Source organism: Mucilaginibacter angelicae (assembly GCF_042434235.1).
In the GTDB taxonomy this organism is placed as follows: domain Bacteria; phylum Bacteroidota; class Bacteroidia; order Sphingobacteriales; family Sphingobacteriaceae; genus Mucilaginibacter; species Mucilaginibacter angelicae.
The window spans coordinates 1-23,607 of record NZ_JBHLTS010000079.1; the positions used below are offsets into that span (position 1 = coordinate 1).

Sequence of the window (23,607 nt, forward strand, 5' to 3'; positions counted from 1 at the left end):
TCCTTTATCAGCAAACGATACGTTTGCAAATAATTCCGTTTTAAGGTTAGATCATTTGTGTTGATTCGCATAGCTTTAAGTTAGGCTATTTTGTCTCCGAATTATCTAACCTTTACAGCAATGACATAAATTAATCGGTAATTATTTAATCTTCCTTGCCCTTACACCCTCATTGGTGATCTTCACCGGCAGGATCTTGCCATCCTTATCAAAATACATTTTGTCGATGCAGGTAACACGGTGGTTGCCATCGGTTTCAGTTAGTGGGCGGCGGTGGTAAACAATGTACCATTCATCCTTATCCGGTACCTGGATCACCGAATGATGCCCTGCACCTGTAGCTATGCTGGCGTCCTGCTTTAATATGGTGCCAATACGGTTAAATGGGCCAAAGGGCGAATCGCTGATGGCATAAGCCACACGATAATCCGGGCCTGTCCAGCCACCTTCGCTCCACATAAAATAGTATTTGCCTTTACGTTTAAACATTACCGGGCCTTCAACATAATCTTTAGGGGTAATGAGTTTATAGGTTTCGCCATCTTTAAATGGTTCAACACCGGTAAAATCATTTTTTAGTTTTACAATGTTGCACTGGCCCCAGCCACCGTAGATCATGTAGTACTGCCCGTCGTCATCCTTAAATACAAACTGGTCGATAGGCTGGGCTTTATTGATGATCTGCCCGATAAGCGGTTTGCCCAATAAATCTTTGAACGGACCTTCGGGTTTATCGCCGACGGCAACGCCAATACCACCAACCTCATTGTTGTTCTGGATATCGTTGGCGCCAAAAAAGATGTAATATTTGCCGTCTTTTTCAGTTACCGCAGGAGCCCACATGGCGCGCTTAGCCCATTTTACGGCTGCGGTATCAATAATACGCGGGTGCTTTGTCCAGTTGATTAAGTCGGGCGATGAAAAGGCATCCATGAATACCTGGTCGTTATATTTAGCCGAGTAGGTAGGGTACACCCAATATTGCTTATTAAAGATCTTAGCCTCCGGGTCGGCATACCAGCCTTCAACAATTGGGTTACCGGATGTCTTTTTCTCCTGTGCTAACGCTTTGTTTGCAGATGTGGTAAGTGCCACACCTAATGCTGCCAGTAAAACCAGTTTTTTAGGGATGATCATTGGGAAATAGATTTTGGGTCTAAGATATTAAAATCGATAAAACGTTTTAGTAAAAACACGAATTTCTTCGGATTGGAACGAATTGTATAAATTTTAAGATTATCAGGATTAAAACAGAGAGAGCTCCTATAAAACTCATTGCCGTTGACTTACTCAACGGAATACGATAGCAAATCAAAAGGCTTTAGCCAAATTCCACTTGAATAGTTTGGGCTAAAGCCCGGTTGCTCATTTCTTTTTAACCGTTGACTAAAGTCAACGGCAATAAAATAATTATTACAGATATCAAGCTTCTATTAACCCCGATTAATTCGTGTAATTCAATTAAATTGCGTTCAACTTAAAAGTATTGCTGCTTTTAATTACCGGTATTCTGCTGTTTCGGCTTCTTTTTGCCCCAGCGGCGGTTGGGTTTGCGTTTAGCATCGCCCCCTTGTGCCGATTCTGGTTTAGTGGCTTGTATTGTAGCCAATTCATCGGGGAGGTCCATCAGCTTGATAGGTTTTTCTATCAGCTTTTCTATATTTTTAAGCTTTCGTTCGTCGCGGTGGTTAACAAAAGTAATGGCGGTGCCGGTTGTGGCCGCGCGGGCCGTACGACCGATACGGTGGATATAATCTTCCGGATCACCGGGAACATCATAGTTAATCACCAGGTCGATACCCTCTACGTCAATTCCTCGTGAAAGTGCATCAGTACCAATGATAACCGGTAGTTGCTTGTTTTTGAATTTTAGCAGGATCTCTTCACGCTCTTTTTGCTCCAGATCGGAGTGGAACGCCATGGCGTCAATCTTTATGCCCTTAAGTTCTTTGTATAATGATTTAACGATCTCCTTGCGGGATGCAAAAATGATAATACTTGTAAAAGCCGAATCTTTGAGGATATGCTGCACTAACGGCGTTTTTTGCTGGTCATGCACCCTGTAAACCTGCTGATCGATACCGACAGCCGGCTGTGAGATAGCGATATTTATTTGTTCAGGGTCCTTCAAAATGGCCTTAGCCAATGAGCGGATACGGCCCGGCATAGTGGCAGAAAACAGCAGTGTTTGCCTGTCTTTCGGCAGGTAGCTGATGATCTTCATGATATCGTCAGAGAAACCCATATCCAGCATCCGGTCGGCCTCATCAAGTACCAAATGGGTAAGATGATTAAGCTTCAGCACTCCTGATGTAAGGTGGGCAATAAGCCTGCCGGGGGTAGCCACAATGATATTTACATTGTTTTGGATGCCACGGCGCTGCTGTTCGTAAACAATGCCGTCGCCGCCGCCAAAAACGGCAATAGAACTGATGCCCGTAAAATAGGCAAGGCCTTCAACCTGCTGGTCTATTTGCTGGGCAAGCTCGCGGGTTGGGGCAAGTATAAGGGCACTGGTATGGTGTTTATTGCTTTTGCTGATGCTGTTCAAAACAGGCAGCAGGTAGGCGCCGGTTTTACCGGTACCGGTTTGAGCACATGCAATCAGGTCGCGCCCCTCCATAATGGTTGGGATAGCCATGGCCTGTATGGGTGTAGGATTTAGGAAACCCATGCTCTCTACACCTTCAAATAATTGCTCGTTAAAATTAAAATCCTGGAAAGTCACTATATCTTATAAGTAAATTATGCAAGGTATAAAAATTTAACGGTAAATGAGGGATTTAGGGTTATTCCCTACGGTTAAAGGGAAATATAAATGGCGATAAGCCTTTAATGACACTCCTCTTACCTTTTCAATCAATTCAAAAAATTATTTTTGAAAACCTATGAATATTATCACCCAAACGCCACGCTTACTGATCCGTGAATTTACGGCTGAAGACGAAGAACTTTCTACTCTGATGGATGCGGATGACCGTCTTACCCAATACGTAAAAAAACGTACTCCGCAGGAGAGTAAACAGGTTTTTAAAGATACGCTGAAGGAATACAAGAACGGATCGGGCCTGGGCAGATGGGGAGTTTTCAACATTGCCGATAATGATTTCATAGGCGTTTGCGCCCTCAAACCCAGCGATTACGACAGGAGCCGGATTGAGCTGGGCTATCGCCTGCACCTCAAATACTGGGGGCAGGGCATCGCTACCGAACTTGCAGAAGCACTGATCAATTACGGCCTGAATGAGGTAGGGCTAAAAGAAGTTTGCGCCGTTACCCATCCGCAAAACACGGCATCGCAAAGGGTGCTGATCAAAGCAGGTTTTGTACGGGAGGGGATTGTGTTTTGGTATGGAGAGGAAGTGCCGTTTTTTAGGGTTGAGCGGTAGTAAACATGCAAAATAAACTATGTCATTGCGAGCGATAGCGCGGCAACCGCACGGAAGCATGGCCGCCCTGTGTAGCATGCGATTGCCACGTCGCCCCACCACACATACCAATTCCGCTCCTCGCAATTAAATGGTAGTATTGGTGATTTATCTCAAATCCTTTATAATATCCTTACACCCGCCTTCAATCAGCTCAAAAACCGGCTCAAACTGGTTATCGTCATAGTACGGATCGGGTACTACCTTATCGCCTAAAAGGAGTTTTACTTTGGCTGCCTGCTCTTTGTTGCGGGCCATGTTAAGCACATCGCTCAGGTTATTACGGTCCATCACAAAAATATGATCGAACTCGTCAAAATCGGTACGCTTAAACTGGCGGCATACCTGTTTGCTGATATCAATACCATGGTTACGTGCAGCACGGACCGAGCGCCTGTCGGGCGCTTCGCCCACATGCCAGCTCCCGGTACCTGCCGAATCAACATCCCAGCCAAGTCCGTTTTCATCTGCCAGGTGCTGCATGATCCCCTCCGCCAGCGGCGAACGGCAAATATTGCCCAGGCATACCATAAGTATTTTCATTTTTTAGTTGATTGAAGAAAGGTGAGTGGTTGATTGGGTTGACTAAGTGAGTGGTTAATTTAACTGCTTAACTACTCACCTAATCAACCATTCACCAATCAACCAAATATCTGATTCAAAACTCCGGCCAAACGTACGCCGGCTTTTAGCATTTGCTCATTCACTATGCCAATGTATTTAAAGTTGTATTTGAAGCTCAGGTTTTCGCCTGGTTTAACGTCGGTATACAGCTTTTCGGCAATCTGGTTGCTTTCAAACAACCATTCGCTTATCGGGGCCTTTTGTAGTTTAGCCCGTTGGGCAGCGGTAGTATGGTTAATCATGGTTGCATACTCGGTATAGCTCAATTGCTGAAAATCTATCAGCTGGCTGTCCCAAACCGAGTGCAGGTTGGTGTCTTTACCTAACCATTGAACTTTTACATCATTACCGCCCTTATCGCTGGTATGCCCAGTGTGTAATGGCTGGTGCACATCCTCAACAATATGGATCAGCATACGCAGGTAAAGCAGTTTGTTGGTTTTGGTTGTGCCCGGCTTTTTCAGCTCAGCTATTAAGAAGTTCATTTTGGTGTAGGCGTCGGTAGCGGTATCGGCCTTCAAATAGCTTTGCAGCTCCGGATAAGTATAAGCCTTGTCCAGGTCAATAAAATGCCAGGTATACATATAGCCATAGGCTGGGTCTGATTTAATAAAATCGGCCCAGTTGCTGGTAATAGCTATGGATTCATTACCCAAAATTGCCTGTATCGCTTTGCGGGCTTTAGGCGTAAGGTAGCTATCGGCTATCTGACCGCAAATGCGGTGACCATTGGTGCCCCAGGCCATGCTTTGCAGGGGGATATAAAATATCGCCACCAGCAGTAAAATTTTTTTAAAGATTTGTGTTTTCATTACAATGGTTTTGGAATACAGCTTGTTCTTTTTATTAAATGCGCGTTAACAGGTATTACGTTGGATGTACTGATGAACTGGATCAGCGAATCACTCTTTTTGCGGACTTTAAAGTATTCTTCATAATCGCCAAAGCGGAAACAGCCCTGCTCATTTTTATATGAGCCATCAGCATTACAAAACTGCCCCTTGATGTGCAGCGTGTCCTGTCTTTGCGAGTACGTTCCTTTTATATATTCGGCCCATTGCCCTTTGCTCATACAGGTATCAGCCCCGTAATTTACCCTGCTAACGGTACTGATCTTCAAAAAAAAGGAATCGCAGCTGAATTTGAGGTCATATAGCGAATATGTTACCAGGCTTTTTTGCGCAGGTATAGTATCCTGCTTCCACTCGCCCTGTAAATAACCTTCGCCGGGCGTTTGTTTATCCGGGTTCATGGTACAGGAGGCCATTATGAGGTAAAAGGCGAAAGGTAAAAGGCGAAAGGTTTTTTTGAGGCTCAAAGCTGAAGGCATAAGGCTTAAAGCCTTAGTAATGGAAAGATGGCGCAAATTAAAGCGTTTTGGCATAAACTACACGTTTATTAAAAGCCCCCTCTCCTTTGGAGAGGGGTTTGGGGTGAGGCTTTTTATTTCAAGCTGCCTATCATATTTTCGGGGCGTACCCACTCGTCAAACTGCTCGTTGGTTAGTAAGCCTAAACCAATAGCTGCTTCGCGAAGTGAACTGCCGCTTTTAAGAGCTGTTTTAGCAATTTTGGCTGCGTTTTCGTAACCGATGTGCGGGTTAAGTGCTGTTACCAGCATCAATGAGTTTTCGAGGTGCTTTTTGATGCCTTCGTAATTTGGCTCAATGCCTACAGCGCAATGGTCGTTAAATGACACACAGGCATCGCCAATTAACCTTGCCGATTGCAGGAAGTTAGCTGCCATTAAAGGCTTAAATACATTCAGTTCGTAATGACCGTTTGAGCCGCCTATTGAAATAGCCACATCGTTACCCATAACCTGTGCAGCTACCATGGTAACGGCCTCGTTTTGGGTTGGGTTAACCTTACCCGGCATAATTGATGAACCTGGCTCATTATCCGGAATATGAATTTCACCGATACCCGAACGCGGACCAGAAGCCAGCATCCTGATGTCGTTAGCTATCTTCATTAATGAAACCGCAATTTGCTTTAACGCGCCATGGCTTTCAACAATGGCATCATGGGCGGCAAGGGCTTCAAATTTATTTTCGGCAGTGATGAATGGCAGGCCGGTAAACTGAGCAATGTACTCAGCCACTTTAACATCATAACCTTTAGGGGTGTTGATGCCTGTACCTACAGCAGTACCACCAAGGGCAAGTTCTGAAAGGTGATCAAGCGTGTTGCGCAGGGCTTTTAAACCGTGGTTCAGTTGTGATACATAACCTGAAAACTCCTGGCCTAAAGTTAATGGGGTAGCATCCATCAAATGGGTACGGCCGATTTTTACTACTGATTTAAAAGCTTCAACCTTGGCCTGCAAAGTATCGCGCAGTTTCTCGATACCCGGGATGGTTACATCAATCAGGATCTTGTACGCCGCAATGTGCATGGCGGTTGGGTAAGTATCGTTTGATGACTGTGATTTGTTCACGTCATCATTCGGGTGGATGAAAGTTTTGCCTTCGCCCAGTTTATTGCCTTGTAATACGTGGGCACGGTTAGCAACCACCTCGTTCACGTTCATGTTTGATTGCGTGCCTGAGCCTGTTTGCCAGATCACCAGCGGAAACTCTGAAGCCAGCGCGCCGGTCAGGATCTCATCGCACACCTGAGCAATCAGGTAGCGTTTTTCGGCAGGCAGTACGCCTAAATCGGTATTGGTAAAGGCGGCTGCCTTTTTCAGGTATGCGAAAGCGTCGATAATTTCCTTAGGCATTGACGCCTCCGGACCAATCTTAAAATTATTGCGTGAGCGTTCGGTTTGCGCTCCCCAGTATTTGTCGGCAGGTACTTGTACCTCGCCCATGGTATCGTGTTCGGTTCTGAAACTCATGGTATTAAATTTTGCAGGGCAAAGTTATGTTTTTATCTGATGTGAGGGAATTACAGGGCGTAAACTTTTTGAAAGGGAGGTGCTTAATATTATTTAGCGATGGTGCGGGGGGAGCGCGTTAGTGATAGTAGCGGATACCGGCCTTGTGGCTAATGCTTGTGCAGTATGAGCGGATAGCACGGGCCGCAGGCAACGCCCATACTCAAATCGATCAAAAAACACACTTAATAATCAACAACTTACAATCACGCCATTATAAGCGTAGCGCGGCAATCTCGTAGCCAATGCATGTCCGATCTGTATAGCTACGAGATTGCTTCGTCGTTCCTCCTCGCAATGACATTGGTTTTTAAACTAACATCTTCAACCTATCTGCATCTCCCAAACATCTCACCGACCATAAGCTAAAATGAACCCCGGCTGTATTACAAGTATAAACTATCTGCCTTTTCAAACAGTTTCCTGTTACATTCAGTAGCCTCTAACGAATAGTTGAACCTCGATAGCGCATATAGCAACGGCAACTTAGCCGGCGCTATTTCGTTTTGCTGCAAATCGGTAAACCAGTCGGCACCATCAAACTCTGTGCGGTATTTTTTTTCAAGACGTTCGTAGATCCGATAGGCGTCGTCATGATCAAGCCATTCGGGTTTAATATACAGACCGGTAAGGTCACCCATTTTTTTGCGTTCTTCTGCTTCTGCCGTATCGGCGCTGCCAAATACAAAATAAAAATACAGCCACAATACCAGGCCAATGGCCCCGATTAACAAGGCGATCGAATCCCTTTCGCTAAAAAAGAAGATAAAAGCAATAAAGGCCATGATCACCGAAAACATGCGCGCATAGCCCGCAATGATGCTTTGATAATTCAGCGGAATATTAAACCCGTTGCGGCTTCGCCAGGCCGAACGGGTTACCAGCATAGAGCTGGTGGGGAACAGCGGAATGCCAATAACCACAAATTTGGTTTCTATCCACTGCCCGTTTACTTCATGCACTTTGCCCAAAAACAATGATCCTATTAACATATCAGGTATAATTTAGTCGCTTTATTATAAACCTCAACTTATAAAACTGCTTTTAAACAATTGTTAAATATTCATTAAAATGCAAATAAGATAGTTGAGGATATTACCGCTGCCCGAATCCAGAATTTTACAAATAAGAAAATACAAACTTAATTAACTATAAAATGTTAACTCTAAAAACAATATAAAAACACCTACTATGAAAAGATTAAGTTTAATAGCGATGATGGCACTTGCGGCCTTATCGTTCCAGGCCTGTAACGGCGGAGCTAAAAGCGGTGCTGTTGATAGTTCGGCAATTGTAAAAGACACTGCCGACAGCGCCAACAAAGTTAAAGACACCACAACCACAGGTAAAACGGGAATTGCCGTTACTGCCGATGATGCAAAATTTGCAACCGAAGCGGCCAATGCAGGCTTAGCCGAAGTTGCTGTTGGCCAACTGGCCAGTGAAAAAGCAACCAATGCCAAAGTAAAAGACTTTGCTAAAATGATGGTTACCGACCACACCAAAGCAAACGATGAGTTAATGGCCATTGCCAAAAACAAAAACATTACCCTGCCATCGGCACCTGATGAAGATCATCAGAAAATGAAAGCCGACCTGGCCGCCAAATCAGGATCTGATTTTGATAAAGCCTATGTTGATGCGATGGTTAAAGGCCACAAAAAGGTTGAATCATTGTTTGAAGATGCTTCAAAAAACTGCAAAGACGCCGATTTGAAAGCTTTCGCCGCCAAAACATTGCCTACCATCCAGCACCACTTAGCCGAAATTGAGGCTATCCAAAAGGGCATGAAATAATCAGCTATTGATTAAACAATGCTTATGAAAAGGGCTGGTTGCATAACCAGTCCTTTTTTTGTTTTCAGTTTGCATAGGGGTTATCAAATGAATACTTTTAGATCAAACTACATCTCCTACATGAAAAAGTATTGCTGCCTTTTACTCTTGCTAATGGTTTATCTTCCCTTTGCAAAAGCTCAAAAAAACGAAGACATTGAATCCAGAACAAAAAATTATAAAAAACTTGCCGGCTACTTTAACTTTTACTGGGATGAAGCTGAAGGCAAAATTTACCTCGAGGTAGATAAGTTTAACCAGGAATTTCTATACGTAAACTCCTTACCTGCCGGAGTTGGCTCCAATGCTTTAGGATTGGACAGGGGCAAAATAGGCGGCAGCAGAATTGTAAAATTCATAAAAAGCGGACCTAAAGTACTGCTCATTCAACCCAATTATGATTACCGGGCGGTAAGTAATAATGCCGATGAACGTAAATCTGTCGAAGAAGCTTTTGCTCAATCTGTGTTATTTGGCTTTAAAGCCATTGTACAATCCGATGATCATGTGCTGATTGACCTTACACCATTTTTACTACGTGATAGCCAGAATATAGCCGATCAGCTGCTTCAAAGCGACCAGGGCGTTTACCATACCGAAGAATCATCGTCGGCAGTATATCTTCCCAACACCAGGAACTTTCCGCAAAATTCGGAGTTTGAGGCTATCATCACCTTAGCCGGCAAGGCCAAGGGGCGAGAGATCAGGTCGGTTACGCCCAATCCTGATCTGGTTACCGTAAGGATGCACCAATCGTTCATCCAACTGCCGGATAATAATTACAAGGTGCGCAAATTTGATCCGCGTTCGGGCTTTTTCGATACCGAATACATGGATTTTGCCACGCCCATCAATGATCCTATTGTTAAGCGTTTAATGATCCGCCATCGCCTGCAAAAGAAAGACCCTACAGCCGCCATGAGCGAACCTGTAAAACCGATAGTTTACTATGTTGACCGTGGCGCGCCCGAACTGGTGCAACAAGCGCTTATTGAAGGGGCATCCTGGTGGAACCAGGCTTTTGAAGCAGCCGGGTATAAAAATGCTTTCCAGGTTAAGATTTTACCTGAAGATGCCGATCCTATGGACATCCGTTACAATATCATCCAGTGGGTACACCGCTCAACAAGGGGCTGGTCGTACGGCGAGGCTATTACCGATCCGCGTACCGGCGAGATCATTAAGGGCCAGGTGTCGTTAGGATCGCTGCGAGACAGGCAGGATTTTTTAATTGCCGAAGGTTTGGTGCAGCCTTATGAAGATGGTAAGCCCGTAAGCGATAAAATGCTGAAGCTGGCGTTGGCCCGTTTGCGGCAATTATCGGCCCATGAAGTTGGCCATACCCTGGGCATGCAGCATAACTTTACTGCCAGCGTTAATGACCGTGCATCGGTAATGGATTATCCGCCACCGGTGATCAGCCTTAAAGCCGATGGCAGTATCGATCTGAGTGACGCCTACAAAACCGAAATCGGCGGCTGGGATAAACGGGCCATACTTTACGGCTACCAGGATTTTGCACCCGGAACAGATGAAGATAAAGCGCTGAAAGACATCCTGAATGAAACCCTGAAACAAGGCTTCCAATACATCTCCGACGATGACGCCCGGCCCGCAGGCAGCGCCCACCCACAAGCCCACCTTTGGGATAGCGGCAACAATGCAGCCGATGAGCTTAACCGGCTAATGGCGCTCCGCAAGCAGATATTAACTAATTTTTCAGAAAAAGCCATAAGGCAGGACGCGCCTATGGCCACTATTGAAGAAGTATTGGTGCCTATGTACCTGATCCACCGCTATCAAACTGAAGCAGCTTCAAAAATGTTAGGCGGGTTATATTACACATTCGCTTTGAAAAATGACGGGCAAACAGTTACCAGGTTTGTGCCCCCGGCCGAGCAGTGGAAAGCATTCGACGCTTTGATGGGAACCATCAGCCCGGATGCATTGGCGCTCCCCGAAAAGCTGATAGAAAAGATCCCGCCGCGGCCGGTAGGTTATCCGCGTACGCAGGAAACTTTTAAATCATACACCGGACTAACTTTTGACCCTATGGCTGCCGCCGAATCTGCCGCAGGTGCCACCCTGAGTTTTATGCTGCAACCCGAACGCGCTGCAAGGTTAATTGAATATAATGCAAGGGATAACAGCCAGCCGGGATTATTGCCGGTGCTCAATAAACTTGTTAACCTCACCTGGCAGGCACCGCAACAAAACGGATACAAAGGCGAGTTGCAGCGTTTGGTAAATAATTTAGTGCTGAAACAATTGTTAACTTTGGCTGCAAACATGCAGGCTGCCGAAAGCGTACGCAGCATAGCGTTGCTGCAAATAAATGACCTTAAAAGCTGGATGTTAAAAACAATTCCGGCTGCTACGGGATCGGCTAAGGCAAATTTATTGTTTGGTCTATCGCAAATAAAGCTGTTTGAAGATTACCCTGATAAATTTAAGCCCGCAGCCCCTTTAAACATGCCCGATGGTTCGCCAATTGGCATGGATGACCCGGGTTGTGGAATGTGATATTAAAACAAATACCTATAAAATATACCATGTCGAAACCAATAGTAACCGGCCTCATGGCCTACGGAATGTCGGGGCGGATTTTTCACGCCCCGTTTTTAACTACCAATCCAGGCTTTACCTTTAAAGCGGTGGTTGAACGCCATGAAAAAAAAGCCGGTAAAAAATATCCGGATGTGATCAGCTATGATACCATCGACCAGTTGCTAAATGATGATGAAATAGAGCTCATTGTTGTTAATACCCCAAACAATACCCATTTTGATTACGCTGTACAGGCCCTTAACGCCGGGAAGCATGTATTGATCGAAAAGCCGGCAGCAGTAACTTCAAGCGAGGTAAAGGCCTTATTTGACCAGGGCAAAAAGCTTGACCTTAAAGTGATGATCTACCAAAACCGCCGTTATGATAGCGGTTTCCTTTCGGTAAAGGAAGTGATTGAAAGCGGCAGGTTAGGGGAGTTGATGGAAGTTCACTTCAGGCTGGACAGGTATCGCATGGCCATCGGTGTAAAACAGTTTAAAGAAACCAAAGAAACGCCTGGCAACGGTTTAACCTATGATCTTGGCGCACATTTGGTTGATAATGCCATCAGTATTTTCGGCAGACCGTTGAGCTACGAAAAAACAACGGCAGCTTATCGCCCGGGCTCACAGGTTGATGATTATTTTAACATCCACCTTAAATTCCCTAACCAGCTTAATGTTTACCTTACATCGGGTTTACTGATTGCCGAACACACTTATGGTTTTGTGGTGCATGGTACATTAGGCAGTTTTGTAAAAATGCGTACCGATGTACAGGAAGCACAGCTTGATGCCGGGATGATGCCAACCGACGAAGGTTTTGGTATTGAACCCGAAGGCTGCGACGGTAAACTGGTGCTCATGGGGGCCGACGGACAAAAAACCGTAGAGTGGATCAAGTCACCAAAAGGTAATTATAACGGCTTATTTGATGCTGTGTATCATACAGTGCGTGAAAACGCGTTATTTCCAATAACCGAAGAGCATATAGCCTGGCAAATTGAATTGCTTGAAAGCTAAAAATGTTGTAACTATGCTTATTAAACGCTAATTAAAATAATGAAGAAACTGTATTTACTGCTTTGTCTGATCATTGCCGCCGGGTGCAGCCAGGCACAAACGCCACCTGCCAACTCGGGCTTACCGCCATATCACATCCTCACTACAGACAGTGTTTACGTTACTCCTGCCAACCTGAAAAAAAACAAGCCGGTAATGGTGATCTATTTTTCGCCCGATTGCAGCCATTGCCAGCACCTGATGTACGATCTGAAACCCGAATTGCCTAAATTAAAAGATGTGCAGATTGTGATGATCACTTTTATGCCTATGCTTAGGGGCATCCAAACTTTTCAGCGCGATTTTGATTTGGCCAAGTACCATAACATCACTATTGGTACTGAAGGTTATACGTACCTGGTACAAAAGTTTTACAGTGTACAAACCACGCCTTACATAGCTATTTATGATAAGTATGGTAAATTATTTCAGTCGTATCCTAAAGTGCCAAAAATTCCGGTGCTGATGGAAACGCTTAAAAAAGTATAAAGTAGCTAACTTATAGCTGAAGCCGGTTAACGTAGTGTTAACCGGCTTTGTTATTTTAATGTCCCACCGGGATTTCTCGCAGTTAACGTCCTATCAGGGTCTCTCGCAGAGAACCCTGATGTATACGCCACGCAGATTTGCTGCTCTGAATATCCAGTTAGTAGCTTAAAACACGGCGAACCTCAAACAAAGCGTCATTGCGAGGTACGAAGCAATCCCAAACTATACAGGGCGGATCTGCTAATTGGGGATTGCTTCGTACCTCGCAATGACGATCTTATTTTTCGAATCATTTTTAACCAAAACTAATCAACGGTACTGATTACGCTTCAGAATAGTTACCTTTGCGGCCATTATTTAAGTTGACGATGAAGAATACCGCATTAACCGATATCCACGTAAAAACCGGCGCCAAAATGGTTCCATTTGCCGGTTACAACATGCCTGTGCAATACGTTGGCATTAACGCCGAGCACGAAACCGTGCGTAAGGCCGTTGGTGTTTTTGACGTAAGCCACATGGGCGAATTCATTTTAAAAGGCGAGAACGCGCTTGACCTTATTCAGCGGGTTACCAGTAACGATGCCGCAAAATTATACGACGGCAAAGTGCAGTACTCATGTCTGCCAAATGAAGATGGTGGTATTGTTGACGACCTGCTGGTTTACCGTATCGACGAGAAAACCTATATGCTGGTGGTTAATGCATCAAACATTGAAAAAGACTGGAACTGGATCTCGAAATATAATACCAAGGGCGTAGATATGAAAAATATCTCCGACCGTACGTCACTGCTGGCTATCCAGGGACCAAAAGCTGCCGAAGCTTTACAAAGCCTCACCGATACCGACCTGGTATCGATGGAATACTACACTTTTACAAAAGGCACATTTGCAGGTGTTGACAACGTGGTAATATCAGCTACAGGTTATACCGGCGCTGGCGGTTTCGAGATCTATTTTGAAAACCAATATGCAGAGCAGATCTGGGATGCCATTTTCAAGGCAGGCGAGCCATTCGGCATTAAACCAATAGGTTTAGGCGCACGTGATACTTTACGTTTGGAAATGGGTTTTTGCCTTTACGGTAATGATATCGACGACACCACCTCTCCACTTGAGGCCGGTTTGGGCTGGGTAACCAAATTCAATAAGGAATTTACCAACGCCGAAGCATTACAAGCCCAAAAACAAGCAGGTGTAAGCCGCAAACTGGTAGGTTTTGAAATGATTGACCGCGGCATTCCCCGCCACGATTATGTGATAGTTGATGCCGAAGGCAATACCATTGGCAAAGTAACTTCAGGCACACAATCGCCGTCGTTACAAAAAGCTATAGGTATGGGTTATGTAGATACTGCTTTCGCTAAAGAAGGCACCGAGATTTACATCAGCATCAGGGATAATAAAATTAAAGCGCAGATTTTAAAACCGCCGTTTTACAAATAGGTCTCGCCCCCTAACCCCCTAAAGGGGGAACTATCTGTACAGTTCATTAACTTAAATTTAAAGATGTCCGAGAATATCAATACCCAAACTCCTCCTTCAGGGGGCCAGGGGGCACACGTTTGCCTGACCCCCGCATTGCTGCCGCTTTTTAATGTGGAAGATTATATTGTAGTGGTTATTGATATTTTCAGGGCAACATCATCTATATGTTATGGTATTGAAAACGGTGCTGAGGCTATTATACCGGTATCACAAGTTGAGGAGTGTGCCGCGTATAGAGAGAAAGGGCTGGATTACCTTCTTGCCGCCGAACGCGACGGATCGGTAGTTGAAGGTTTTGATTTTGGCAACTCGCCATTTTCTTACACTAAAGAAAAAGTGGCCGGTAAAACAATCGTGTTAACCACTACCAACGGCACACATGCGCTGCATTTATCACGCAGTGCAAAAAAAATTGCTATTGGTTCATTCCTGAACCTAACAGCCTTAAGTAACTGGCTTAACACCCAAAACGAAAATGTATTGCTGGTATGCGCCGGCTGGAAAAACAATTTCAATTTAGAAGACACCCTGTTTGCGGGTGCCGTAATTGAACAGTTAAAAGACAAAGGGTTTGTACTGGACGATGCCGCTATAGCCGCCAATGATCTTTTCCAGGTTGGCAAAAGTGACATCAACGAATACCTTAAGAAAACATCCCACGGCGAGCGCCTTAAAAAATTAGGTATCGAAAAAGATATCGAGTTTTGTTTACAGGTTGATTTGACTACAGCAATTCCTGTTTTGGAAGGAGAGAAGTTGGTGAAGCTGGCGGTTTAATTTCACTCGCCACCTATCCAAAAACATCGTCATTGCGAGGTACGAAGCAATCCCAAACTATACAGGGCGAACCTGCTAATCGGGGATTGCTTCGTACCTCGCAATGACGTTCTCTTTTGATAATCTTTATTACGCCGCAGTAAACTCCACAAGCGCCTTTTCTATCCTGCTTATAGTCTCCTCCTTACCCAGCAACGCAACGATATCAAATACATGCGGGCCAAACTTGCCGCCAACCAGCATAATGCGGAAAGGCAGCATCACATCGCCAACTTTTAAACCTCTTTCTTCGCCAAGGGCTTTGAATTTAGCTTCCAGATCATGGGCTTCAATCGCTGCTTCGTTATTTAACAAAGCGATGAACGCGTGATAAAACTCTGTTTTGGCATCTGTCCATTTAGGTTTTACGGCGTTAAGGTCATATTCCTTAGGCTGCTCAAAAAAGAAACCTGCCTGCTGGTAAAAATCAGGCAATAACACACAGCGGTCTTTGATCAAACCTATAACCTTAGTAAGATATTCCTCGTCCTTAACAACAACGCCTTTACCGGCCAAAACCTTGCCAACTGCAAACTGCAAACTGCCAGCTGATGACTGTTTGATCCACTCGGCATTGAACCATTTGGCTTTTTCAAAATCAAACTTAGCGCCTGATTTGTTAACCCGCTCAATCGAAAACTTTTCAATCAGCTCATCAAGCGTAAAAATCTCCTGTTCGGTACCGTCGTTCCAGCCTAAAGTAGCCAGCAGGTTCAGGAATGCCTCTGGTAAAAAGCCTAACTCACGGAAACCCGGCGTTAATTCGCCCGATTTTGCGTCGAACCAGCTCATTGCGTAAACCGGGAAACCCAAACGGGCGCCATCACGCTTGCTAAGCTTACCATGACCATCCGGCTTCAGGATCAGTGGCAAATGCGCCCATTGCGGCATACTTTCCTTCCAGCCCAGGTATTCCCAAAGCAGCAAATGCACGGGGGCAGACGGCAGCCATTCCTCTCCACGGAAAGCATGAGTGATCTTCATCAGGTAATCATCAACCACAACAGCCAAATGGTAAGTAGGCATACCATCAGCTTTTAACAATACTTTATCATCAACAAGGCTGGTTTCAAAGCTCACATACCCACGAATCATATCATTAAAACTCACCGTTTCGCCCTCCGGCATTTTGATGCGGATCACATGCGGCGTACCGGCAGCAAGCAGCTCGTCAACCTCGTGCTGTGGCAATGACAATGAGTTACGCAAAGTATGGCGGTAAGCCAATCCGTATTGAAAGTTAGGGATCTCTTTACGGTTCTTATCCAATTCTTCGGCTGTATCAAAAGCGTAATAAGCATGACCTTCCATAACCAGGCGCTCGGCATACTCACGGTAAAGTGGTTTACGTTCGCTTTGGCGGTATGGGGCATACGGACCGCCGACAACAGGGCTTTCATCCGGGTGAAGGCCGCACCATTTAAGGCAGTCTAAAATATATTCTTCGGCACCTTCCACATAGCGGGTCTGGTCGGTATCCTCAATTCGCAAAACAAAATCGCCGCCATGTTTTTTGGCGAATAAATAGTTGAACAACACAGTGCGCACACCGCCAAGGTGTAAACCACCTGTAGGGCTCGGCGCAAAACGGACTCTTACTTTTTTATCGGTCATGATGGGGGCAAAGATAATTTATATTTCAGATGTGCAGATTACAGATGTGCAAATGATAGATGTGTGGATTTCAGATGTACAAATATGCAGATTTTAGATGTGCCGATAATTTACCTTTTGTTCAATTTAAAACCCTTGCAAGCAAATCTAACATTCCTATAATTTGAAATCTGCACATCTGAAATCTGCACATTAAACTTCCTCCCATCTGTAATCTGCACATCTGAAATAATTTTACGTTATTTGGGCTGTGCCCAGCATGAACCCATATCAACAGAAAAAACGTTGGAAATATTTACTCCTTACGTTTGCCGTAGTAATTGCAATTGGCTCGTTAGTTTATACCCGTTACCTGGTAAAAAACATTGCCCGTTCTGAGCGTACCCGCGCCCAGGTTTGGGCTATGACCATGAGGCAGCTATTAAACTCAGACGATGACGATTTTTTTAACTACGTAATTGCTGTACGGGATAGCTTAACGGTACCTGCTATTATTACCGATGAAAAGGGGGAGATTATTTTGTACCGCGGGTTGGACTCTACACGGGTTTATACCAAGCTGGAGGCCGAGTATAAAAAGAAGAAATACGACCCGACCTATTTTAAGGAAGAACTTAGTTACATGAAAGGGCAGCACGCACCTATAAAGTTTAAGGTATTGGGCGACGACAATTATGTTTATTATAAAGACTCGCCCCTGCTTACGCAACTCCGTTTGTTTCCCTATATCCAGCTTACCGTAATTGCCATATTTTTACTGATGGCCTATACGGCCTTCAGCTCATCGCGTAAATCTGAACAGGACCAGGTTTGGGTAGGTTTAGCCAAGGAAACCGCGCACCAGCTGGGCACACCCATATCATCGCTTATTGCCTGGATTGAGCTGATGAAGGAGAAATTTAATGCTGAAGATGATGTGCTGGTGGCCGAAATGGAAAACGATGTAAAACGCCTCGAAATTGTGGCCGACCGTTTTTCAAAGATCGGCTCAAAACCCGTACTGGAAGAGCATGGTGTTTATGCCGTAGTGAAAGATTTTGTTGATTATTTCAAGGTTCGTGTAAGCAAAAACATCAGCTTTGAAATGACAGGTAATCCGCACCTTAAGGCCGGACTTAATATCCCGCTGTTTGATTGGGTATTGGAAAACTTATTGAAAAATGCCGTTAACGCTATTGAAGGCAAGGGTAGCATTAAAGTAGAGATCAGCGGCAACAAGGTTAAAAATCAAATTTTTATTGATGTTACCGATACCGGCAAAGGCATCCCCCGCTCTAAATTTGATACCGTTTTTCAACCCGGCTATACCACCCGTAAACGTGGCTGGGGCCTGGGCTTGTCGCTCACCAAACGCATTATGGAGAATTACCATAACGGGCAGATCTTTGTAAAAGATTCGGAAATAGGCAAGGGAACAACTTTCAGGATAGTACTAAAAAACACGCGCAATGATAACAAAACCAAAATCAGGTGATTATTCGCCGTTTGCAGCGGGATATGTAGGGCTTGTTGGCGACAATGATGTAATTAACATGCTTGAACAGCAAATGGAGAGCAGTTACCGGCTTTTCAGCAATTTAACCGATGAGCAGGGTTTGCACGCCTACGCCCCCGGTAAATGGACGGTTAAGCAAGCACTTGGTCACATGATTGATACCGAACGTACCTTCGCCTATCGCGCCCTGGTATTTTCACGTAACCATATTGAGCTGCCTGGTTTTGACCAGGACATATATGTTAATAATACCGATTTTAACAGTCAAAACATCAAAGACCTTGCCGAAGAGTTCAGGGCCTTACGCCAGGCAAACCTGTATATGGTTAAAGCTTTCACAGATGAACAGTTAAGCCGAAGCGGGATTGCCAGTAACCATTTGTTTACCGTTGCTGCCTTTGTATTTATGCTGGCGGGCCATGAGCGCCACCATTTAGATCTTTTTAAAGAGCGGTACGGCATTGGATAACCATTAATATCTTTTGTAAAAAACGCGGGTTCGTAAATATGGTATCAGGCCGCAAAAAAACATTCCACGCAAAAACCAATAAATACCGAACGGCTCGCTGGAAAACAGGTTATCAGGAATTCCTTTATTCGTTGCCATTGAGGTTAGTTTAATAGCAGTACTTACAAATGCCCAGCCAACCCAAAAAGCCAGTCCCCATAATGCTGCTTTTTTAAAACTTGGCCGCTCCCTATAGATTTCATCTCCTCTATAAGTTATATTATATTGAATGATGTTGTCGGGAGTAACAGATAGCGGTGTTTCCACAAAAGTTGGCTGGTGAGGCTCCTCATCATATCGTTGCTCAGCGCCTTCAATTTTAAAAACACTGCCGCAGTAGATGCATTTGTTAGTATCGTAAGTGTAATTGTATTGTAACTGGCCTCCGCAATTGGCGCATCCATTTGTAGCTTGTGTGTTTTTTGATCGCATTTAATAAAAACTGTGCAGGGTAAGTACTTTTATAGCGAATATAGTTTTTCGATAATAAATTTCACAGACCTCTCCACTTTTAAATTGTAAGCATAAAAAAAGCCCCTGTTTTACAGGAGCTTTATACATGATATACATCCGTTTTATTTCTGAATAAATTGATCTTCTTTATCCAACACTTCTCTTTTCTCTATTCGGTATGATATGAACAATCCTGCTCCTCCGAAAATGGCTATCAGTGCCACATATAAAAAGAAGATATCATCATCGTAATTACTGAATATGGTATGGGTTAAAAGGTAAGCTAAAAACAATCCTAAACCCGAACCGATGAGCAATAAGCCCCATTTTAAATTTTGATACGGGGCTGATTGTGGCTTGTAACTCCGTGGGTCCATGTTGCGTTCAATCATTGCCAGTTTTTCACGTTTGTTTAAATAAACGATCCCGAAGATCATTGCGAATAAGCTGAGGGGTATTATAATTCCGGCTAATACGCCCAATTCACCTGCGTGCATAATATTTGATTTTTAAATAAGTTAATATTGTTTTTTCTCTCTGTAAATCACCATTGCGGTGTATTTGTAAACTATGACCACACGTTTTTTAAACAGGTTACACCCTTAATTAAAAATAATTTCAACTCCACCTTCAGGGGGCAGGGGGGCAATGTTTAACTTTGCCCTGTTATGATAAGTGTGGCTACTCCTTTTAACCTGCTGGGCCAGGACCTTTTATTATTACCACAAAAAGCCATTTACTGGCAGCAGCAAAAAGCGCTGATTGTTGCCGATGTGCATTTGGGCAAGGTTGGCCATTTCCGCAAAGCGGGGATTGCTGTGCCGCGTGATCTGGAGCAAAGTGACCTGGCCGTGCTCTCTGATCTCATTTACGAACACAAACCTGAAAAAATAATTTTCCTGGGCGATCTGTTCCACAGCGATATAAATAACGATTGGGATTGGTTTATTCTATGGCGAAGCCAGTTTCCGGCATTACAGATCATCCTCATCCGCGGCAACCATGATATTATTGACGACAAGCATTATCATAACCTGAATATCGAACTGCATGACGAATTGTTGATAAGCCCTTTCCTGATGATGCACCATCCGCTTGCTAATGATCAGCAGGAAGCTGCAGCCTACGTTTTTTGCGGGCACATTCATCCGGGGGTAAACCTGAGCGGCCGGGGGCGGCAAAGCGTTACGTTACCCTGTTTTGCCTTTGGCAGCAGGCAGGGGATACTACCCTCATTCGGCAAGTTTACAGGGAGGGTTGCTATCCAGAGCCTTCAAAACGACAAGATCTTTGCCGTATTAAAAGATAAAGTTGTTGCTATAGCCTAAATATCACCCGTAAAACATCCTTTATTTCAACAAATTACCTGTCATAGCATTGTATTTGCGTATTGAATACCAGCACATTGTTTTAGATTGATTCTAAATAGCTTTTTGATCTTCAATAAGCCAAAACCTCTTCTATGTTTTGTTATTTAATAAATACTTTTGCCATATAAATCCAATTCATAATGAGCGAATTCAAACAAACCTTAAACTCGTCGCTGGGCAAAAAGCTGATCATGGCTTTAACAGGCTTGTTTCTGTGCACGTTTTTAATAGTGCACGTGGGCGGCAACCTGCTGTTGTTTAACAACGATAACGGTTTCAGTTTTAACGTGTATGCCAACTTCCTTACGCATTTTCCGCCTATTGAAGTTATAGCATACCTGTTGTACCTTTCCATTTTAGTGCATGCACTATACGGTTTGATCCTGACTGTCAAGAACCGTAAAGCCCGTCCTGTACGTTATGCAGTAGCGGCAAAATCTGATGCATCATGGTCATCAAAAAACATGGGCCTGCTGGGTTCAATCATGTTCCTGTTTATCGTTATCCACATGGGCGATTTTTGGTTCCGTTACCATAACGATCCAACCATGGGCTTTAAAGAGTACCGTACCGATCTGGCAACCGGCGAAACCACCGCGACTGAATACAAACCGGTTAATGCCGATTTCAGCCACTCTGTATCAACCGAAAACAATGTGGAAATTGTGAGGGTGAAAGACCTGCATGCGCGTGTTGCTTACAGCTTTAGCAACATTATTTACGTTTTATTTTACGTGATAGCTATGGGTGCTGTGGCATTCCATTTGTTACATGGTTTCCAGAGCGCGTTCCGCACGCTGGGCTGGGTGCACCGTAAATATACACCGGTAGTTTACTTTATTGGTACATGGCTGTTTGCGGTTATTATCCCTTTGGCTTTTGCTGCAATGCCGGTTTATTACTACTATTTATCAACCCAGGGAGCTCACTAAGTTTAGCTGGCCAATTAAGTTATATTACATAACCTAAAAGCCACAAACATAAATACAAAGAAGAGATGACATTAGATGCTAAAATTCCTCAAGGCCCATTAGCCGAAAAATGGAGCAAGCATAAATTTGATCTGAAGCTGGTTAACCCGGCCAACAAACGTAAATACGATATCATTATCGTAGGCACGGGTTTGGCAGGTGCTTCGGCGGCTGCAACACTGGCCGAACTGGGTTACAATGTTAAGGCATACTGTTTTCAGGATAGCCCGCGCCGTGCGCACTCTATTGCTGCACAGGGGGGGATCAATGCCGCTAAAAACTACCAGAACGACGGCGACAGTGTTTTCCGTTTATTTTACGATACCATTAAAGGCGGTGACTACCGTGCCCGCGAGGGAAACGTATACCGTTTGGCCGAAGTTTCGGTAAACATCATTGACCAGTGCGTGGCACAGGGCGTACCTTTTGCCCGCGAATACGGCGGCTTGCTTGATAACCGCTCATTCGGTGGCTCGCAGGTATCACGTACATTTTACGCGAGGGGCCAAACAGGACAACAGCTTTTATTAGGTGCATACTCTGCCCTTAACCGCCAGATCCATGCCGGTAAAGTAAAAGTATATACCCGCCACGAAATGCTTGACGTGGTAACTATCGACGGTCATGCCAAAGGTATTGTTACCCGTAACATGCTTACCGGCGATATTGATACCCATGCAGGTCATGCGGTATTATTGTGTACAGGTGGTTACAGCAACGTTTTCTACCTGTCAACAAACGCTATCGGTTCAAACGTAACAGCAGCCTGGAGAGCACACAAACGCGGTGCATTCTTCGGTAACCCTTGCTATACCCAAATTCACCCAACCTGTATCCCGGTATCCGGCGATCACCAGTCAAAGCTTACGCTGATGTCTGAGTCGCTACGTAACGACGGTAGGGTATGGGCACCAAAAACGGTTGAAATTGCCGAGCAACTGCGCAAAGGCACTTTAAAAGCCGACCAGGTTAAAGAAGACGACCGCGATTACTTCCTGGAACGTAAATATCCCGCTTTCGGTAACCTTGTTCCGCGCGACGTGGCTTCACGTAATGCCAAGGAAATGGTTGAAGAAGGTAAAGGTGTAGGTGGTTCAGGCTTCGCGGTATTCCTTGACTTTGCCGACGCTATTAAGCGTTTGGGCGAAGAAACAGTTAAAGCCAAATACGGCAACCTGTTTGATATGTATATCCAGATCACCGACGAAAACCCGTATAAACAACCAATGCGTATTTACCCGGCGGTTCACTATACCATGGGTGGTCTTTGGGTTGATTATAACCTGAGCACAACTATACCGGGCTTATATGCTTTGGGCGAATGTAACTTCTCCGACCACGGCGCTAACCGCCTTGGTGCATCAGCACTGATGCAGGGTTTATCTGACGGTTACTTTGTGATCCCTTATACCCTTGGTGATTATTTGGCTAAAACCGGCCCTAAAAAGGTTGACACCAGCCATCCAGCTTTTGAGCAAACCAAACAGGATGTAATTGCACATGTAAATAAACTGCTTGCATTAAAAGGCACCAAAACCGTTAACGAATACCACCGCGACCTTGGCCACATTATGTGGGAGTATTGCGGCATGGCGCGTACCGAAGAAGGCCTGATAAAAGCAAAAGGTTTGATCCAGGCATTGAAAGCCGATTTCTGGAAAAACGCTATCGTAACAGGTGAAAACGAAGAAGTAAATGCATCGCTTGAAAGGGCCGGTCGTATTGCCGACTTTATTGAGCTTGGCGAACTGATGGTTGATGACGCTTTAATGCGCAAAGAATCATGCGGTGGCCACTTCAGGGTTGAATCACAAACTGCAGATGGCGAAGCGCTTCGTGATGATGAAAACTTTGCGTTTGTAGCTGCCTGGGAATTTAAAGGCGAAAATCAGCCCGAAGAATTACACAAGGAGCAACTAACGTTTGAAGCAGTTCACCTGTCTCAAAGAAACTATGCTTAATTAGAGATTGGTTATTAAGGCAGTAGTTCAAAAAACCACTCACCTAATCAACGACTCACTTAAT

General features: G+C 44.6%; 22 protein-coding genes. 12 read left to right on the plus strand and 10 right to left on the minus strand.

Annotation, left to right across the window (positions count from 1 at the left end; genetic code table 11):
* Positions 1-141: 141 nt before the first annotated feature.
* The gene (locus ACFFGT_RS29675; RefSeq protein ID WP_377026143.1) at positions 142-1,137 is read right to left on the minus strand and encodes a glycoside hydrolase family 43 protein; all 996 of its coding nucleotides are present in this window, start codon (positions 1,135-1,137) and stop codon (positions 142-144) included.
* 358 nt (positions 1,138-1,495) lie between these two features.
* Positions 1,496-2,728, minus strand: a complete 1,233-nt coding sequence (locus ACFFGT_RS29680; protein ID WP_377026144.1) for a DEAD/DEAH box helicase — start codon at positions 2,726-2,728, stop codon at positions 1,496-1,498.
* A gap of 160 nt (positions 2,729-2,888) precedes the next feature.
* On the opposite strand from ACFFGT_RS29680, the gene ACFFGT_RS29685 reads away from it, so the two are divergent.
* Positions 2,889-3,389 carry a GNAT family N-acetyltransferase gene (locus ACFFGT_RS29685; protein ID WP_377026145.1) on the plus strand — a complete coding sequence of 167 codons (501 nt, stop codon included), beginning with the start codon at positions 2,889-2,891 and terminating at the stop codon, positions 3,387-3,389.
* 147 nt (positions 3,390-3,536) lie between these two features.
* On the opposite strand, the gene ACFFGT_RS29690 is transcribed toward ACFFGT_RS29685, so the two are convergent.
* The 5 genes from ACFFGT_RS29690 to ACFFGT_RS29710 form a co-directional block, all read right to left on the minus strand.
* On the minus strand, positions 3,537-3,971 hold the full coding sequence (locus ACFFGT_RS29690) for a low molecular weight protein-tyrosine-phosphatase (protein WP_377026146.1): 435 nt from the start codon (positions 3,969-3,971) through the stop codon (positions 3,537-3,539).
* Between the two features lie 98 nt (positions 3,972-4,069).
* Entirely contained in the window at positions 4,070-4,864 is a 795-nt protein-coding gene (locus tag ACFFGT_RS29695; protein ID WP_377026147.1) for a S1/P1 nuclease, read from the minus strand.
* Positions 4,864-5,436, minus strand: coding sequence for a fumarate hydratase (locus ACFFGT_RS29700; RefSeq protein WP_377026148.1), 573 nt, complete (start codon positions 5,434-5,436; stop codon positions 4,864-4,866). The genes ACFFGT_RS29695 and ACFFGT_RS29700 overlap by 1 nt, the downstream gene beginning before the upstream one ends.
* Before the next feature lie 59 nt (positions 5,437-5,495).
* Positions 5,496-6,893: a class II fumarate hydratase gene (gene fumC / locus ACFFGT_RS29705; protein WP_377026149.1), complete on the minus strand. Its 1,398-nt coding sequence runs from the start codon at positions 6,891-6,893 to the stop codon at positions 5,496-5,498.
* A 425-nt stretch (positions 6,894-7,318) separates the two neighbouring features.
* Positions 7,319-7,924 (minus strand): hypothetical protein, encoded by a 606-nt coding sequence (locus ACFFGT_RS29710; protein ID WP_377026150.1) that lies wholly within the window; start codon positions 7,922-7,924, stop codon positions 7,319-7,321.
* Positions 7,925-8,123: 199 nt separating this feature from the next.
* Here ACFFGT_RS29710 and ACFFGT_RS29715 point away from each other — a divergent pair, with 199 nt between their 5' ends.
* The 6 genes from ACFFGT_RS29715 to ACFFGT_RS29740 all read left to right on the plus strand — a co-directional run bounded on the left by ACFFGT_RS29715 (position 8,124) and on the right by ACFFGT_RS29740 (position 15,132).
* Positions 8,124-8,729: a DUF4142 domain-containing protein gene (locus tag ACFFGT_RS29715; protein WP_377026151.1), complete on the plus strand. Its 606-nt coding sequence runs from the start codon at positions 8,124-8,126 to the stop codon at positions 8,727-8,729.
* An 87-nt stretch (positions 8,730-8,816) separates the two neighbouring features.
* Positions 8,817-11,291, plus strand: coding sequence for a zinc-dependent metalloprotease (locus tag ACFFGT_RS29720; protein ID WP_377026152.1), 2,475 nt, complete (start codon positions 8,817-8,819; stop codon positions 11,289-11,291).
* Positions 11,292-11,320: 29 nt separating this feature from the next.
* Positions 11,321-12,337, plus strand: a complete 1,017-nt coding sequence (locus tag ACFFGT_RS29725; protein WP_377026153.1) for a Gfo/Idh/MocA family protein — start codon at positions 11,321-11,323, stop codon at positions 12,335-12,337.
* Between the two features lie 39 nt (positions 12,338-12,376).
* Entirely contained in the window at positions 12,377-12,865 is a 489-nt protein-coding gene (locus tag ACFFGT_RS29730) for a TlpA family protein disulfide reductase (RefSeq protein ID WP_377026154.1), read from the plus strand.
* A gap of 368 nt (positions 12,866-13,233) precedes the next feature.
* Positions 13,234-14,313, plus strand: coding sequence for a glycine cleavage system aminomethyltransferase GcvT (gene gcvT / locus ACFFGT_RS29735; protein WP_377026155.1), 1,080 nt, complete (start codon positions 13,234-13,236; stop codon positions 14,311-14,313).
* A 63-nt stretch (positions 14,314-14,376) separates the two neighbouring features.
* Entirely contained in the window at positions 14,377-15,132 is a 756-nt protein-coding gene (locus ACFFGT_RS29740) for a 2-phosphosulfolactate phosphatase (protein ID WP_377026156.1), read from the plus strand.
* A 129-nt stretch (positions 15,133-15,261) separates the two neighbouring features.
* On the opposite strand, the gene gltX is transcribed toward ACFFGT_RS29740, so the two are convergent.
* Positions 15,262-16,785, minus strand: a complete 1,524-nt coding sequence (gltX, locus tag ACFFGT_RS29745) for a glutamate--tRNA ligase (RefSeq protein ID WP_377026157.1) — start codon at positions 16,783-16,785, stop codon at positions 15,262-15,264.
* Positions 16,786-17,044: 259 nt separating this feature from the next.
* Between gltX and ACFFGT_RS29750 the strand changes: the two genes are divergently transcribed.
* Entirely contained in the window at positions 17,045-18,259 is a 1,215-nt protein-coding gene (locus ACFFGT_RS29750) for a sensor histidine kinase (protein WP_377026158.1), read from the plus strand.
* On the plus strand, positions 18,234-18,749 hold the full coding sequence (locus tag ACFFGT_RS29755; protein WP_377026159.1) for a DinB family protein: 516 nt from the start codon (positions 18,234-18,236) through the stop codon (positions 18,747-18,749). Before ACFFGT_RS29750 ends, ACFFGT_RS29755 begins: the two co-directional genes overlap by 26 nt.
* Positions 18,750-18,752: 3 nt before the next feature.
* On the opposite strand, the gene ACFFGT_RS29760 is transcribed toward ACFFGT_RS29755, so the two are convergent.
* Positions 18,753-19,220, minus strand: a complete 468-nt coding sequence (locus ACFFGT_RS29760) for a TFIIB-type zinc ribbon-containing protein (protein WP_377026160.1) — start codon at positions 19,218-19,220, stop codon at positions 18,753-18,755.
* Positions 19,221-19,363: 143 nt separating this feature from the next.
* Complete coding sequence (locus tag ACFFGT_RS29765; protein ID WP_377026161.1) at positions 19,364-19,738, minus strand: DUF6249 domain-containing protein; 375 nt, start codon at positions 19,736-19,738, stop codon at positions 19,364-19,366.
* 171 nt (positions 19,739-19,909) lie between these two features.
* Here ACFFGT_RS29765 and pdeM point away from each other — a divergent pair, with 171 nt between their 5' ends.
* The 3 genes from pdeM to ACFFGT_RS29780 all read left to right on the plus strand — a co-directional run bounded on the left by pdeM (position 19,910) and on the right by ACFFGT_RS29780 (position 23,543).
* A complete protein-coding gene (pdeM, locus tag ACFFGT_RS29770; RefSeq protein ID WP_377026162.1) occupies positions 19,910-20,569 on the plus strand; it encodes a ligase-associated DNA damage response endonuclease PdeM in 660 nt (219 codons plus the stop codon).
* A gap of 182 nt (positions 20,570-20,751) precedes the next feature.
* Positions 20,752-21,543 (plus strand): succinate dehydrogenase cytochrome b subunit, encoded by a 792-nt coding sequence (locus tag ACFFGT_RS29775; RefSeq protein WP_377026163.1) that lies wholly within the window; start codon positions 20,752-20,754, stop codon positions 21,541-21,543.
* A 65-nt stretch (positions 21,544-21,608) separates the two neighbouring features.
* Positions 21,609-23,543 (plus strand): fumarate reductase/succinate dehydrogenase flavoprotein subunit, encoded by a 1,935-nt coding sequence (locus tag ACFFGT_RS29780; RefSeq protein WP_377026164.1) that lies wholly within the window; start codon positions 21,609-21,611, stop codon positions 23,541-23,543.
* Positions 23,544-23,607: the final 64 nt, after the last annotated feature.